Genomic DNA, 14,558 nt, shown 5'->3' on the forward strand with positions numbered 1-14,558 from the left:
TACGGTGACGACCGTGCCCGACCACGACTACGTCGACCCTTACCTCGCCTCGCTCTACGACGCGATGAACCCGCGCGAGAGCAGCGGGGACTTCGCGTTCTACCTGCCGATGATCATGGCGGCGGAGTCGGTGCTGGACGTCGGCTGCGGCACCGGTTCCCTGCTGCACTGGGCCCGCGAGTCCGGCCACGAAGGACGGCTCGTCGGACTCGACCCCGCCGAGGGCATGCTCATCCAGGCCCGCCGCCGGGACGACATCGAGTGGGTGCACGGCGATTTGTCGACCGCCGCCTGGGACAGCGAGTTCGACTTCGCCGTGATGACCGGGCACGCGTTCCAGGTGCTGCTGACCGACGACGAGCTGCGCACGGCGTTCTCGGCCGTCCACCGCGCACTGCGGCCCGGCGGCCGGTTCGGCTTCGATACGCGCAACCCGGCCGCGCGCGCTTGGGAGCGCTGGACGCCCGCGAACGTCTGGGAAGCCGGCGAAGTGCGGTCGTGGAACGACGCCGGGCCGTTCGAAAACGGGTACGTGAGTTTCAAGACCACGTACGAAAGCCCGAACTGGGACGCGCCGCAGTACAGCGAAAGCACACTGCGGTTCCTCGACGTTCCTTCCCTGAACGGGTTCATCGAAGACGCCGGGTTGGTCGTCGACGAGCAGTACGGCTACTGGGACCGCACCCCGGTGACCGGCGACGGCCCCGAGATCGTCACGATCGTCCGGCGTCCGCTCACCTGAAGTCGCGTGACTTCGCCTTGATCCGCATCGGCAACGCCTCGACGCGGTCGGCGAGCACGCTGACCACGCCGTCGGCCTTCTCCACCACCCCGCGGATCAGCAGCGCCGGGCTGGCACGCGCGACGCGGTGGTAGCGCTGCCACAGGCCGAGCGTGCAGATCACGTTGACCATCCCCGTCTCGTCCTCGATGTTGAGGAAGGTGACGCCGCCCGCGGTCGCCGGGCGCTGGCGGTGCGTGACGGCGCCGCCGACCAGCACGCGCGCGCCGTCTTCGAGGTCGGCCAGGCCGTTCGCCGGGACGACGCCGAGCGCGTCGAGGCGGTCGCGGATGAACTCGGTCGGGTAGCTGTCCGGCGACACCCCGGTGGCCCAGACGTCCGCCGCCGCGAGGTCGAGCCCGTCCATCCCGGGCAGCACCGGGGCCTGTGCGCCGACCAGGCCCGGCAGCTTCTCCGGCCGTTCCCCGGCGACGGCACCCGCGGTCCACAGCGCCTGCCGGCGATCGCCGCCGAACCCGGCGAACGCACCGGCGGTGGCCAGCGCCTCGATCTGCGGGGTCTTGAGCCGCACGCGGCGGGCGACGTCGGCCATGTCGGTGTAGTCGCCGGTCGCCTGCCTCTCGGAGACGATCCGCTTCGCGACGTCTTCGCCGATCATCCGGACGGTGCTCAGCCCGGTGCGCACGTCGTGGAACTTTCCGGTGCCCGGCTCCAGCGTCGCGTGCGGCAGGCTGCGGTTGATGTCCGGGCCGTGCACGGTGACGCCGTGGCGCCGCGCGTCGGCGACCAGTGACTGCGGCGAGTAGAAGCCCATCGGCTGCGCGCGCAGCAGGCCCGCGAGGAACGCGTCCGGGTGGTAGTACTTGAAGTAGGCGCTCGAAAACACCAGGTGCGCGAAGCTCAGCGCGTGGCTCTCCGGGAAGCCGAAGTTCGCGAAGGCCTTGAGCTTCAGGAAGATCTTCTGCGCCAGCTCGTCTTCGACCCCGTTCGCGGCGGCGCCTTCGAGGAACCGCTGCCGCAGCCGGTCCATCTTCCGGTCCGAGCGCTTCGACCCCATCGCGTGCCGCAGCTGATCGGCCTCCGCCGCGGTGAAGTTCGCGACGTCCAGCGCGATCTGCATCATCTGCTCCTGGAACAGCGGCACGCCCTTGGTCTTGTGCAGCGCGTTCTCCAGCAGCGGATGGTCGTACTCCCATTTCTCGATGCCCTGCTTGCGGCGGATGTACGGGTGCACCGAGCCACCCTGGATCGGGCCGGGCCGGATCAACGCGACCTCGACGGCCAGGTCGTAGAACTCCCGCGGCCGCAACCGCGGCAGCGTCGCCAGCTGCGCGCGGCTTTCGACCTGGAACACGCCGATCGCGTCGGCGCGGCACAGCATGTCGTAGATGTTCTCGTCGGTGAGGTCCAGCTCGGCGAGGTCGATCTTCTCGTCCTTGTGCTCCTCGACGAGGTCGAGCATGTAGTGCAGCGCCGAGAGCATGCCGAGGCCCAGCAGGTCGAACTTGACGAGCCCGGCGGCCGCGCAGTCCTCCTTCTCCCACTGGATGACGCTGCGGTCGGCCATCCGCGCCCACTCCACCGGCACGACCTGGCTCACCGGCTCGTGGCACATGACCATCCCGCCGGAGTGGATGCCCAGGTGGCGAGGGAAGTCCTCGAGCGCGAAGGCGAGCTGCACGACCTCGTCCGGGATGTCGTGGTCGTGGTCCTTTTCTGTGCTGCGCAACGATCCCCAGCGGTCGATCTGCTTGCTCCAGGCGTCCTGCTGGCCCGGCGAGTAGCCGAGCGCGCGGGCGGCGTCGCGGACCGCCGAGCGGGCGCGGTAAGTGATGACGTTCGCGACCTGGGCGGTTCTGAGGCGGCCGTGCTTCTTGAAGACGTACTGGATGGCTTCTTCGCGGCGGTCGGACTCGATGTCGAGGTCGATGTCGGGGTAGCCGTCGCGGTCCGGGGCGAGGAAGCGCTCGAAGAGCAGCTTGTTGGCCACCGAGTCGACCTTCGTGATGCCGAGCGCGTAGCAGACGGCCGAGTTCGCCGCCGAACCCCTTCCCTGGCAAAGGATCTTGTGGTCGTTGCAGAACCGCACGATGTCCCAGACGATCAGGAAGTACCCGGGGAAGCCGAGGTCTTCGATGATCTCCAGCTCGTGCTCGATCTGGGCTTTCGCCTGCTCTTCGTGGTCTTTGCCGCCGAAGCGTTCCTCCGCTCCTTCGCGGGTGAGTTCGCGGAGGTAGGTCGTCTCGGTGTGGCCTTCGGGGACGTCGAAGGGCGGCAGCTTCGGGGCGATCAGCTTCAGCGGGAAGGCGCATTCCATGCCCAGGAGGGCGGAGCGGCGGACGGCGCCGGGGTAGCGCCGGAACAGGACGTCCATTTCGGCGCCGCTGCGGAGGAACGCCGTCCCGGCCGCGGGCAGCCAGCCTTCCAGCTCGTCGATGCCGCGGCGGGCCCGGATCGCGGCGAGCGCGTCGGCGAGCGGGGCGCGTTCCGGGCGGGCGTAGTGCGCGGCGGTGGTGGCGACGGTCGGCAGGCCGAGTTCGCCGGCGAGCTTCGTCAGGACATCGTTGTACGTGCTGTCGAGCGGCTGGCGGTGGTCGGTGAGCTCGACGTAGACGTTGTCCTGGCCGAACCGGTCGACGAGTTCCTGCAGTTTCTCCGCGGCGGCCGCCGGGCCGTGCGTGACGAGGGCGGAGCGCACCGCGCCTTTGCGGCAACCCGTGAGGACGGCGCACTGCCCGGCGACCTCCTCGGCGACCGCGCCGAGGTCGTAGATCGGCTTGCCCTTTTCGGCGTTCTCGTGGATCTGGCCGGCGGTGATGGCGCGGCAGAGGGCGCGGTAGCCCTGATCCCCGCGGGCGAGCAGCAGGAGGTGCTCGCCTTCGGGGTCGGCGACGCCGTTCTGCGGGTTCTGGAGGCCGAAGCTGAGCTCGGTGCCGAAGACGGTGTTGACGCCCAGCTCCCGCGCGGCCTCGGCGAAGCGGACGACGCCGTACATGCCGTCGTGGTCGGTGAGGGCGATGGCGTCGAGCTGGAGACGCGCGGCTTCTTCGACGAGCTCTTCGGGGTGGCTGGCGCCGTCGAGGAAGCTGAAGTTGGAGTGGCAGTGCAGCTCGGCGTAGGGGACGCGGACGGCCTCACCGCCGTCGTCGTTGCGCCGGGTGGGGAGGTCGCCGGGGCGTTGGTAGGCCTCGCGGCGGCGGCCCCAGGCAGGGCTGTCGCCGTGGTCGCCGGGAGGCACCCCGCCGGCGAGGGTGCGGGCGAGGTCCTTCCAGCGCACGGGTGGGTTGTTCCAGCCCATCTAACGGCTCCCGGGCTCGTCCCGCCGACGGCGTTCTTCGGCTTCGGTGAGCGGGCGGGCCTGCGCTTCCCGGCGGCGGCGGTGCCAGTTGCTGGGGTGGTTCCAGCGGCTCCGGGCTTCGGCGTCGCCGAGAGGCCGCGGCTCCACGGCTTCCTGGCGCGTCCGCCCCGACGGGTGGTTCCGGCGGCTCCGGGCTTCGGCCTCGCTCATGCGGCAGCCGTTCTCCTGCGACGAGCGCGGAACCGGAAGCACGATCACCGGGCACACCCACTCTTCGTCGGCGTCGGGCCGGGCGGCAGGCAGCTGCCCGCGGACCGACCAGCTTTCGCCCGAATCGCGCTGGGGTGCCGGGGTACGGCCGGCAGTCGGGCATGCGTCACCGCGAGCGGGCTCCGGAGGCAGGTCGCCTGCGGGCCATCGTCCGTCGGCGGCGGGCGGAAGTGGCTCGCCCACCGCCCAGCCTTCGTCAACCGCTTGCGCCGGGTGCCCATCACCAGCCGCCCATCTCCCGTCGGCGGCGGGCGAAAGCGGCCCGCCCACCCAACCTTCGGCAACCGTCTGCGCCGGAGGCTGCTCAGCGGTCCCCCACCCCCCGTCGACCGCGCCGGACGGAAGCTGTTCGCGGGCCTTCCATCCCCCGTCGGCGGCCTGCGCCGGGTGCCGATCACCAACCGCCCATCCCCCGTCGGCGGCGGGCGCCGGAGGCCGATCGCCGGCTCCCCGTCGCTCGTCGGCGGCCGGGGACGGTACTTCGCGCAGCCACTCGCGTTCCTCTTCGGCCCGGCGGGGCGTTGCTCCCGGTTCGGAGCGCAGCCAGGCTCGGAGCTTTCGTGCGTAGTCCTCGTCCATGCTCAGTCGTACACTCCCTCGACCGTCCACAGTGGATTTTCCGTGCCCGCGCAGTGCACCAGCACCGCGTCGGGCGGGTCGTCCGGCTCGCCCGCGAGCAGCAGCTGCAGCCGTGCCCGCCGCGGGCCCGGTCTTCGGCGGTCGCCCGCCAGCGGCCACGGCCCCGCCCAGCCCACCACCTCCCGGTGCGGGCCGCCGGTGATGCTCAGCCCGCGCGGGACCGCCGTGAGCTGCTCGCGCGCCGTGATGCCCACCGCCCGGCCCTCCGCGTCGAAGACCTGGGCCGGCACCGGGCGGTCGAGGACCGTCGCCGGGGAGGGCGCCGGCAGCCGTCCCGGCCAGGTCGCGTCCGCCGGCGCCGTTCGCTCGCGCGGGTCGCCCCAGGGCACCAGCCGGACGCGGCCCGCCGGGTCGCGGCCGCCGTCGAGCAACGGCGTCACCACGCCCTCCGGCCCGAGCAGCCCCTGGACCCGCACGAACGCCCGCGCCGCGCGCTCGTCGTCCTCGTCGGAACGACCGTTCTGCCACAGGTCGAGCTGCAGCGACCGTCCTTCGACGATCTCCTCGGGCTCCAGTCGCAGCCGCACGACACCCGACGTCGGGCGCCGGCCCGGTGCGGCGCGCAACCAGCCTTCGAACTGCCAGCGCACACGGTCGGCGACCCCGGCCGGCGTCAGCGGTTCCGCGCACCGCCACGCGCGGCCGAGGTGTTCACCCTCCTCGGTGACCGCGTAGATGCCGAGCCGGGTGCAGGCCAAGCCATGCCCGGCGAGGCCGGCGCAGAACCGCGTCGCGAGGCCCTTGGCGAGGAACGCCGCGACGTCGACCCGCTCGACGACGGGGTCGAACTCCTCGGTGAGCGTCAGCTCGGGCGGCGGGTGGCGCCGCAGCGGCGGACGTTCGGAACGGCCCCGCGCCAGCCGGTGGGCGAGCACGCCGGTGGCGCCGAACCGGTTGACGACGTCGCGCTCCGGGAGTTCCGCGAAGGCGCCGAGCGTCCGCAATCCGAGCCGCCGCAACAGGTCGACGAGTTCCGCGCGCTCGGCGCCGGGCTGGTCGAGCTCGGTGACGGGCAGCGGCGCGAGGAACTCCGCGACGCGCCCGGGTTCGACGAACTCCCCGCACCGCGCGGCGAGCGTCGCGGCGAAGAGTCCCTCGGCGACGCCGACCTGGCATTCCACGCCAGCCGCCGCGGACACTTCGTCGACGAGCCGCTCGACGAGGGCGTGCTCCCCGCCGAAGTACCCGGCGGCACCGGCGACGGGGACGGCGACGAGCCCCGGCCGCACGACCTCGACCCCGACGACGAGCGCCTCGACCGCCCTCGCGACGGCTTCGAAGAGGCGAGCGTCCCGCCCGTCGTCGACGGCGAAGACGGCCAGGTCCGGACAGTTCGACTGCGCCTCCCGCCGCCGCATCCCCCGCCGGACGCCGTTCCGCCGGGCCACGTCGTTGCTCGCGACAACGCGGTTCGCACTGAAGACGGCAGCGGGCGCGGTGACGGCAACGCCACCGACGGCCGCGGCGGCGACCACGGGCCAGTCCGGGCACCAGAGGACGAGCATCCGGGTGGGGAGGTCGGCGGAACTACGTTGCGCGGGGACGGTCATGCGCCCTCCCCACGCAGGCCGCGAACGCCCGCCGGGCGGGTGTGACGGAGGGGCCGACACGCGTGATTGAACGGTCGACTCGCGTGATTGGAGGGTCGACTCACGTTGCGGAAGGGACGGCTCACGTGATCAGACAGCCGACTCGCGTGATTCGGGAGTCGACTCGCGTGATTGAGCGGACGACACGCGTACCCCGCCGGACGACACGCGTACCTGGGTGGACGACATGGCCCGGGCGGCACGGGAGTCCACTTTGGACGGAGGCTCATGCCGTGGCCTCCGAGCGGACGGCGAGGTCGCGAGCCGCGAGAGCGATCGAGCCGGCGGGACCGGGCAGCGTGAGCGATGCCGAGACCGGGCGGGCCGCCGCGCCGCGGCCGTGGACCCTGACCTGTACCCGTCGCTCACGCAGGTGGCCATAGCCATCCGCGAGACCGGACCACTCCGAGAACCGGCAGGACAGCTCGACGTCGGCCCCCGGCCACGCGCCGGACGCCAGCAGCACCGCCCCGCGGTGGCGGGCCCGGGCCGACAGCCGCCGCGCCACGGCTGCCTGGACCGTCTCCGCGTGGACCACCACCAGGTCCACGCCGTCGAGCAGTGCCGCGACCACCGCCGGGAGCTCCGCGCCCGGACGCGGGACCAGCGCCAGCCGGCCGAGGTCCACGCCGTACTCGGCCGCCGCCGCCAGCCCCAGCGACGGCATGCCGACCACGGCCGCCCACGACCCGGCGGCGGTGGCCTCGGCGAGCAGTGCGAGCAGCAGCGACGTTCCCCCGTGGACCGCCACCGTGCTCCCGCGCCGGAGCCCAGTGGACGGCAACAGCCCGGCGAGCGCCGGGACGACCGGGAGCACCTTTCCCGTCGCCCGCGCCCGCTCGGCCTGGGCCGCGACCCGGCTCGCCGTGCTGACCCCGGGCAGGGCCGCCAGCCGGGCCACCGGCGGCTCCACCACAGCAGTCACCGCACGCACCTCCCCACCACGGACTAGGCCGGCGGTCGGGCCTCTCCCAAAACACGACCGACGGCGCTGGTTCGCCGCGGGGAAGGCGGCGGTTCCACGTCGAACACCTGTTCGACATGGACAAGTCAACCGCGAACCACCCGAGGTGTCAAGTCACCCACTGGTGGCAGGTGAAGCCTGGTGGACGACGACTGGGCAGGGGCAGCACACCCGCTCACCGGTCAAGGCGAGGGACGTCGCGCGGGCACGGCGCGCGCGGCAGATCGGTCACCCCGCCTAGGTAATGAAGTTGCCCGCCCGGAGCCCCGATCGCTAGACAGATCCGCGTGGAGCTCACCGAAGCCGGGCCCGAAGACTGCCCGGAACTGCTCGTCCTGCAACGCTGCTGCTGGGTCCAGGAAGCCGTCCTCAACGACACCCTCGACATCCCCGCGCTGCACGAAACCCTCGAAGACGTCCGCGACTGGACGAAGACGTGGTCGGTGTGGGTGCTGCGCGACGAGCACCGGCTGGTCGGCGCGGTCCGCGCCCGCCTCGAAGGCGACCGCTGGGAGCTGGGCCGGCTGATGGTCGCGCCGGACCTCGCCGGCCGCGGGCTCGGGCGCCGGCTGCTCGAGCACGCCGAAGCGCGGGTGCCCGCCGAAGCACGCCGGTTCGCCCTGTTCACCGGCGCCCGCAGCACCCGCAACATCACGCTCTACCAGCGGGCCGGCTACCGGCTCACCGACGCGCCCGAAGCCGGTGGGCACATCAAGGGCGCGGTGTACCTCGAGAAGGACGTCACACAGCGCTAAAAACCCGGTCCGCCCGCCTGACGCTGCGGCGTCGGCTAGATTCCCCGGTGGACTTCTGGGGGTGGGCGATGACCAAACGGCCGGTCGTGTGGATCGCCGGAGCGCTGGTCGCGGCGGGTGCGGTGCTGGCCGTCGTGTTCGCCGCGGGCGGCGGGGTGCCCGGTGCCAAGGCCGCCCCGGGGCCGACGACGATCGGCGCGGAGTGGCGCTCGTTCCGCGCCGACGTCACCGGGATCCGCCCGGGCCCGGACGACGTCAGCCTGTTCGTGCAGGTCGCCCTGCCCGGCAACGACCCCGGCTGCGTCCGGGAGCCGCGCATCGAACAGGTCGTGGAGACCAAGACCGACGTCCGCGCCGACGTCGTCTACTCGACCCGGCCCGCGGCGGGCGGCTGCCAGGACAAGGTGCCCGCCGAGCTGCGGCTGGCCACGTCCACCCCGGTCGCCGACCGCACGGTGATCCTCAACGGCGACAACGGCAACGCCTGGCACAAGCTCGGCGCCGGCTGGGGGCACTGCGCTCCTCAAGGCACCTGCGCCCCGCCCGCCGACCACTGCGACCCGGCGTGGATCGGCGCGGCGGTGTCCGCGACGGGCGCCGAAAGCGCGGGCACCACCCGCGTCTGCGACCCGAACTGGCTGGTCCTCGATCTGCCGGTGCACCGGACCGACCCGCCGGCCCGTGCGGTCTTCCGCTGGGGCGGCGCGGGCTGGACGTCGTTCGCGCAGGTGAAGTCGGCCGGCTGCCCGGAGATCCGGGCAGCCGAGCCGAAATTCCCCGTCGCGCTCTGCAAGGCGCTGCCCGCGCCCGCCTAACGCAGCTTCTTGACGATCTCCGTGCCGACCGCCTTCACCGCGTCGTCGGTCTCCTGCTGCGGCATCGGCGAGTTCGAGAAGAAGCCCTTGTCCCAGCCGGACACCTCGACGATGACCACCGTCGTGCCCTTCAGGACGTGCAGTTCCGATCCGCTGAACGCGCTCTGCGTCACCAAGCGGACGAGCGTCGCCTTGTCGCCGATGCCCTTCACGTCCGTCGGCGGGACCGCCGGGGCTATCGGCAGGTACAGGTGGTTCGCCGATTCGCGCGCGTTCTCCCCGGAGTACCCCGTGATCCGGACGCTCAGCGTGGCGTCACGGACGTTTTCGTCGGGGCCCGGCTTCCAGCTGCAGTTGACCTGCTTCAGGCCGGGCAGGTTCGCGGTGCCCGGGCCGCCCAGCGCGAAGCTCGGGAAGCCCGCCTTCTCCAGCGTCTGGGCCGGGACCTGGCACTCGGCGGGCACCGGCGACGACGACGGTGCCGCGCCGGTGCTCGCGAAGTAGTCGCTCGCGAAGATGCCGAGCGGGATGCCCGCGCCGAGCAGCACGACCACCGCGCCGACGATCCCGAGGATCAGCCCGGTCCGCTTCTTCTTCGGCGGCCGCATCGGCCCGCCGTAACCCGGTGGCGGATATCCCTGCGGGTACCCGGGCGGAGGGTAGCCGGGCTGCTGGGGATACGGCCCCTGCTGCCCGTAACCCGGCTGCCCAGGCGGACCCGGCTGACCTGGTCCGTACGGCGGTGGTTGCTGCATCGAGCCCTCCCTCTCGAAGCGCGGGTCAGTGCGCGAAGTGGCGCGTCCCCGTCAGGTACATCGTGACGCCCGCCTTCTCCGCGGCCGCGATCACCTCGGGGTCGCGGACCGAGCCGCCGGGCTGCACGATCGCCCGCACGCCCGCCTCGACCAGCACCTCCAGGCCGTCCGGGAACGGGAAGAACGCGTCGGACGCGCCCACCGAGCCCTTGGCCCGGTCGCCCGCCCGCGAGACCGCCAGCCGCGACGAGTCGACGCGGTTGACCTGGCCCATGCCGACGCCGACGGTCGCGCCGTCCGCGGCGAGCAGGATCGCGTTCGACTTGACCGCGCGCAGCGAGCGCCACGCGAACTCGAGGTCGCGCAGGGTCTGCTCGTCGGCCGGGGTGCCGGTGGCCAACTGCCAGTTCGCCGGGTCGTCGCCGGCGGCGTCGATCGCGTCGACGGTCTGCACGAGCACGCCACCGGAGATCTGGCGGAACTCGATCGGCGACGGCGCGATCTCCGGGAGCTTCAGCAGCCGGATGTTCTTCTTGCGCTGCAGGATCTCCAGCGCTTCGGCGTCGAAGTCCGGCGCCAGCACGACCTCGGTGAACACCTCGGCGATCTGCTCCGCGGCCTCGCGGCTGACCGGCCGGTTCGTCGCGATGACGCCACCGTAGGCCGAAACCGGGTCGCACGCGTGGGCCTTGCGGTGCGCCTCGGCGATGTCGGTGCCGACCGCGATGCCGCACGGGTTGGCGTGCTTGATGATCGCGACGGCGGGTTCGGCGAAGTCGAACGCGGCGCGGCGGGCGGCGTCGGTGTCGACGTAGTTGTTGTAGGACATGGCCTTGCCGTGCAGCTGCTCGGCGTGCGCCAGGCCGGCCCGGTGCCCCTTGTACAGCGCGGCCTTCTGGTGCGGGTTCTCGCCGTAGCGCAGCACTTCGCCGCGCTCCCAGCTGACGCCGGAGAAGTCGGGGAAGCCCGAGTCGTCCGCGGGCGCGTAGACGTTGGAGAACCACGACGCGACCGCGATGTCGTAGGACGCGGTGTGCGCGTACGCCTGCGCGGCGAGGCGCTTGCGGTCCTCGAGGTCGAAGCCGCCGTCGGCCACGCGCTCCAAGACCCAGCCGTAGCGGGCCGGGTCGACGACGACCGCGACGCTGCCGTGGTTCTTCGCCGCGCCGCGGACCATCGCCGGGCCGCCGATGTCGATGTTCTCGACGCAGTCCTCGGGGCTCGCGCCGGACTCGACGGTCTGCGTGAACGGGTACAGGTTCACGACCAGCAGGTCGAACGCCGCGATGTCCAGCTTGCGCAGCTGCTCGACGTGGTCGGGGTTACCCCGGTCGGCGAGCAGCCCGGCGTGCACGCGCGGGTGCAGCGTCTTGACCCGGCCGTCGAGCGACTCGGGGAAGCCGGTGACGTCTTCGACCGGCGTGACCGGGACCCCCGCGTCGGCGATGACCTTCGCCGTGCCGCCGGTGGAGACGATCTCGACGCCGGCCGCGTGCAGGCCGGTCGCGAGGTCCAGGAGGCCCGCCTTGTCCGAGACGCCGATCAGCGCCCGGCGGACCGGGCGCCGTCCCAGGTCAGTGCTCACGAAATGTCACCTTTCGTCCGTCCACGGTGCAGCCACCGCGGCCGAGTCGCTCGATCGTTTCCACCAGCAGCCTGCGCTCGACGGCCTTGATCCGTTCGTGCAGGACGTCTTCGGTGTCGTCGTGCTCCACGACGACCGCTTCCTGGGCGATGATCGGCCCGGTGTCGACCCCGGCGTCCGCGAAGTGCACGGTCGAACCGGTGACCTTGACCCCGGCCTCCAGCGCGTCGCGGACCGCGTGCATCCCGGGGAACGACGGGAGCAGCGCCGGGTGCGTGTTGACCACCGTGAACCGGCCGAGGAACTCGCTCCCGAGGATCTTCATGAACCCGGCGGAGACGACCAGGTCGGGCTGGTAGGCCCCGACGGCCTCGGCCAGCGCCTTGTCCCAGGCCGCGCGGTCGGGGTGGTCGGCGACGCGGACGGTGAACGACGGGATGCTCACGCGTTCGGCGCGGGTGAGGGCCTCGATGCCGGTGCGGTCGGCGCCGACGGCGACGACCTTGGCCGGGAAGCCGGACCGGCCGGTGGCGTCCAGCACCGCCTGCAGGAGGGTGCCGGAACCCGACGCGAGCACGACGAGCTTCACCGGAGTGGGCAGGTCCAACCGTTGAGACAGAGCGGGCTCCTTGCCGCGGGCGGTGCGCAGCCGGGCGCACGGCGCTTCACCAGGTCACGTCAACCCTAACGGTCGGTCTCGTCCGGCTCGACGTCGCCGCAGGTCTCGGTGCCTCCGGTCACAGCCTCGTCGTCTCCGGAGACGTCGTCGGCCGGTTCTTCGAGGCCGAGTTCGGCATCGGCGTCGGCTTCGAACTCCGCGTCCTCGTCGGGTTCTTCTTCGAGTTCTTCTTCGGGCTCTTCGGTTTCTTCGTCCTCTTCGGACGCTTCGATTTCCTCGACGGCTTCGGCGGCCTCTTCGGCGTCGACCTCGTCAGCGTCTTCGAAGGCTTCGTTGTCTTCGAGCGCTTCGGGCGGGGGTGCCGGCGGCTCGTGCTCGCCCGTGAAGAACGCGACGAACGAACCCGGGATGACGATCCAGCAGAACGCGACGACCGACGCGACGCCGACCGGAACGCTCACCGGGTCGAACGGGCCGTCGCCGAGCCGTCCGCCGGACAGCGTGCCCAGCAGGACGCAGCCGAGCGCGACGACCGCGCCGGCCACCGCGACCGTGCGGATGCGCTGCGCCGGGTCCGCGTCGACCTTGCGCAGCGACCAGCCGACGAGCACGCCGGCCGCCGCGGGCAGCGCCAGCAGGGCCGGCCACCACGCCGCGTGGTGCTCGGGCAGGCCGCCCAGCAGCGGGACGCCGGGGACGGCGCCGCCGCGGTAGCCGAACATCCCGACATCCAGGTCGCCGATCGAGAAGCCGGGCCCGGTGACGAACGACAGCGCGGCCGTCACGGCGTTCGGCAGGTACAGCACGGAGAGCAGGAACATCCCGAAGCTGCTGCCGAACGCGGGCTCGTACATGTCGGCGACCGTCCGCCAGGACAGCGCGGTCGCGACGGTGAACACGGCGGCGCCGCAGGCGACCAGCACCGCGAGCCCCAGTGCGCCGGCCCGGAGCCCGCGCAGGGCGAGCGGGTCGAGGCGTTCGGCGACGACGTCCGGCAGCCCGCAGCACCAGGCGATGCCCGCGGCCGAGGCCGCCGCGGCGAGCAGCCCGGGCACGACGAAGGCGACCAGCGGGTTGGCCGTGACCGGCGAGCCCTCCGCGCAGAGCGCGATGGCGAGCCCGAACAACGCGTGCGCGCCGGTGACCGTGGCGAACACCGGCAGCGCTTCGCGGGGTGACCGGCAGCCGAGGCGCACGGCGGCGCCGGACGCCGTCCGGGCGGCCAGCGCGAGCGTGCCCAGCGTCGGCAGCAGCGGCAGCACACCGAGCGGGTGAACGCCGAGGTCGAGGCGGACCTGGTGCGCGGCGAGCCAGCCCGGCCCGGCCGCCAGCAGCACGCCGGTGCCGGAGAAGACGGTGCGCGGGGCGGTGAGCGCCACCAGCGCCAGCACGGCCGCGACAGCCGCGTAGCCGGTGACCAGCGGGCCGAGGGCGGCGGCGAGCAACACCCGCACCCGCGCCGCCCGGGACGGTTCGACGTCGGGTTCGAGGTCGCCCACCGGCTCCTCGCGGGAGTCGGCGAGCAGGTCCATGATCCGCACCCTGACATCCGGGCTGGTCCATCCGGGTGAGCCACGCCGCCGCCGGTCGGCGTGGGGAAGCTAACCCACCCGGACGGGTAACACCGGAATGCAAAACACCCGCCGTGACACGGAGTGTCACGGCGGGTGTTTCAGCGCGGGTGTTCCAGCGCGGACCGCGTCAGCTCGACTTGCCGAAGCCACCGGGCGGCGTGCCCGGGTTGTCCGACGGCGGCTGCTGGAAGAACGAGCCCTGCTGCGGCGCGTAGGTCGTGGCCTGCTGCCCCGGCGGCGGCGTGGTCGACGGCGGGTTCGGCGAGCCGTACTGGCCCTGCGAGAACGGCGCCGACGGCTCCCCGGCCTGGGAAACCGGTCCCGGCCCGTGCCCCGGCTGCTGCTGGCCGTACTGCTGCCCGGGCTGGCCGCCGTACTGCTGCTGCTGGCCGGGCTGGCCGTACTGGCCGCTGTAGGGCGGCGCGGCGGGCTTCGGCGCCGGCGGCTTGACGACGTCGTACGCGATGAGCAGCGCACCGACCGCGACGATCATCTGCAGGATCCCCAGGATCAGGATGACGGTGACGATGCCGGGCGAAGTCTGCATCCCGACCAGCGTGTCCAGGACGTCGAGCGCGCCGAGCACGCTGAACAGCGCGGCGAACGGCAGCGTCTTCGGGCCCTTCGGCAGCGCGTGCAGCCCCGCGAGCAGGCCGCCGACCAGCAGGTACGTCGTGCCGAGGCCGACGTTGCCGTTGTCGGAGAAGCCGAGGAAGTACTGGACGAGGCCGAAGACCGCGACGACCAGCGCCAGCAGCAGCGGCAGGTTCTGCGGCAGGCCCGCGGCGCCCGAGGGCGCCTGGTGCGAGTGCGGCGGCTGCTGCGCCGGGAAGCCACTGGACGGCGGTCCGGGGGGCTGCTGGCCGCCACCCTGCTGGGGGTAGCCAGGCCCACCGCTGGGGAAGGTCATCGGATGCACTCCTGTCGGTTCGACCGGCACTCCGGGGTACGAG

At 72.7% G+C, this 14,558-nt stretch carries 12 protein-coding genes; 3 read left to right on the forward strand and 9 right to left on the reverse strand.

What is annotated here, in order from left to right:
* The first annotated feature begins 13 nt into the window (after positions 1–13).
* A complete protein-coding gene (locus QRX60_RS07285; protein ID WP_286000034.1) occupies positions 14–742 on the forward strand; it encodes a class I SAM-dependent methyltransferase in 729 nt (242 codons plus the stop codon).
* On the opposite strand, the gene QRX60_RS07290 is transcribed toward QRX60_RS07285, so the two are convergent.
* The 4 genes from QRX60_RS07290 to QRX60_RS07305 form a co-directional block, all read right to left on the reverse strand.
* Positions 735–4,040 (reverse strand): error-prone DNA polymerase, encoded by a 3,306-nt coding sequence (locus QRX60_RS07290; protein ID WP_286000035.1) that lies wholly within the window; start codon positions 4,038–4,040, stop codon positions 735–737. The genes QRX60_RS07285 and QRX60_RS07290 overlap by 8 nt on opposite strands.
* Positions 4,041–4,298: a hypothetical protein gene (locus QRX60_RS07295; protein WP_286000036.1), complete on the reverse strand. Its 258-nt coding sequence runs from the start codon at positions 4,296–4,298 to the stop codon at positions 4,041–4,043. It lies immediately after the preceding gene.
* 593 nt (positions 4,299–4,891) lie between these two features.
* Positions 4,892–6,499 carry a DNA polymerase Y family protein gene (locus tag QRX60_RS07300; protein WP_456298884.1) on the reverse strand — a complete coding sequence of 536 codons (1,608 nt, stop codon included), beginning with the start codon at positions 6,497–6,499 and terminating at the stop codon, positions 4,892–4,894.
* Positions 6,500–6,764: 265 nt separating this feature from the next.
* Positions 6,765–7,463, reverse strand: a complete 699-nt coding sequence (locus QRX60_RS07305; RefSeq protein WP_286000037.1) for a hypothetical protein — start codon at positions 7,461–7,463, stop codon at positions 6,765–6,767.
* 326 nt (positions 7,464–7,789) lie between these two features.
* Here QRX60_RS07305 and QRX60_RS07310 point away from each other — a divergent pair, with 326 nt between their 5' ends.
* Both QRX60_RS07310 and QRX60_RS07315 read left to right on the forward strand, forming a co-directional pair.
* The gene (locus QRX60_RS07310; RefSeq protein WP_286000038.1) at positions 7,790–8,257 is read left to right on the forward strand and encodes a GNAT family N-acetyltransferase; all 468 of its coding nucleotides are present in this window, start codon (positions 7,790–7,792) and stop codon (positions 8,255–8,257) included.
* 68 nt (positions 8,258–8,325) lie between these two features.
* Positions 8,326–9,072, forward strand: a complete 747-nt coding sequence (locus QRX60_RS07315) for a hypothetical protein (protein WP_286000039.1) — start codon at positions 8,326–8,328, stop codon at positions 9,070–9,072.
* Here QRX60_RS07315 and QRX60_RS07320 read toward each other — a convergent pair.
* From QRX60_RS07320 to QRX60_RS07340, 5 genes are all read right to left on the reverse strand, one after another.
* Positions 9,069–9,680, reverse strand: a complete 612-nt coding sequence (locus QRX60_RS07320) for a hypothetical protein (protein ID WP_408630214.1) — start codon at positions 9,678–9,680, stop codon at positions 9,069–9,071. The genes QRX60_RS07315 and QRX60_RS07320 overlap by 4 nt on opposite strands.
* 172 nt (positions 9,681–9,852) lie before the next feature.
* The gene (purH, locus tag QRX60_RS07325; protein WP_286000041.1) at positions 9,853–11,412 is read right to left on the reverse strand and encodes a bifunctional phosphoribosylaminoimidazolecarboxamide formyltransferase/IMP cyclohydrolase; all 1,560 of its coding nucleotides are present in this window, start codon (positions 11,410–11,412) and stop codon (positions 9,853–9,855) included.
* Positions 11,402–12,019: a phosphoribosylglycinamide formyltransferase gene (gene purN, locus QRX60_RS07330; RefSeq protein WP_286000042.1), complete on the reverse strand. Its 618-nt coding sequence runs from the start codon at positions 12,017–12,019 to the stop codon at positions 11,402–11,404. Before purN ends, purH begins: the two co-directional genes overlap by 11 nt.
* A 77-nt stretch (positions 12,020–12,096) precedes the next feature.
* Positions 12,097–13,572: a cell division protein PerM gene (locus QRX60_RS07335; protein WP_408630215.1), complete on the reverse strand. Its 1,476-nt coding sequence runs from the start codon at positions 13,570–13,572 to the stop codon at positions 12,097–12,099.
* Between the two features lie 160 nt (positions 13,573–13,732).
* On the reverse strand, positions 13,733–14,515 hold the full coding sequence (locus QRX60_RS07340; RefSeq protein WP_286000044.1) for a DUF5336 domain-containing protein: 783 nt from the start codon (positions 14,513–14,515) through the stop codon (positions 13,733–13,735).
* Positions 14,516–14,558: the final 43 nt, after the last annotated feature.

The organism is Amycolatopsis mongoliensis (assembly GCF_030285665.1).
GTDB lineage: Bacteria > Actinomycetota > Actinomycetes > Mycobacteriales > Pseudonocardiaceae > Amycolatopsis > Amycolatopsis mongoliensis.

What these genes read in the sequence shown, in the direction of transcription:
- QRX60_RS07290 (WP_286000035.1), bottom strand. Translation starts at nt 4,040, where the DNA reads ATGGGCTGGAACAACCCACCCGTGCGCTGGAAGGACCTCGCCCGCACC.
- QRX60_RS07300 (WP_456298884.1), bottom strand. Translation starts at nt 6,499, where the DNA reads ATGACCGTCCCCGCGCAACGTAGTTCCGCCGACCTCCCCACCCGGATG.
- QRX60_RS07315 (WP_286000039.1), top strand. Translation starts at nt 8,326, where the DNA reads ATGACCAAACGGCCGGTCGTGTGGATCGCCGGAGCGCTGGTCGCGGCG.
- QRX60_RS07320 (WP_408630214.1), bottom strand. Translation starts at nt 9,680, where the DNA reads ATGCGGCCGCCGAAGAAGAAGCGGACCGGGCTGATCCTCGGGATCGTC.
- QRX60_RS07340 (WP_286000044.1), bottom strand. Translation starts at nt 14,515, where the DNA reads ATGACCTTCCCCAGCGGTGGGCCTGGCTACCCCCAGCAGGGTGGCGGC.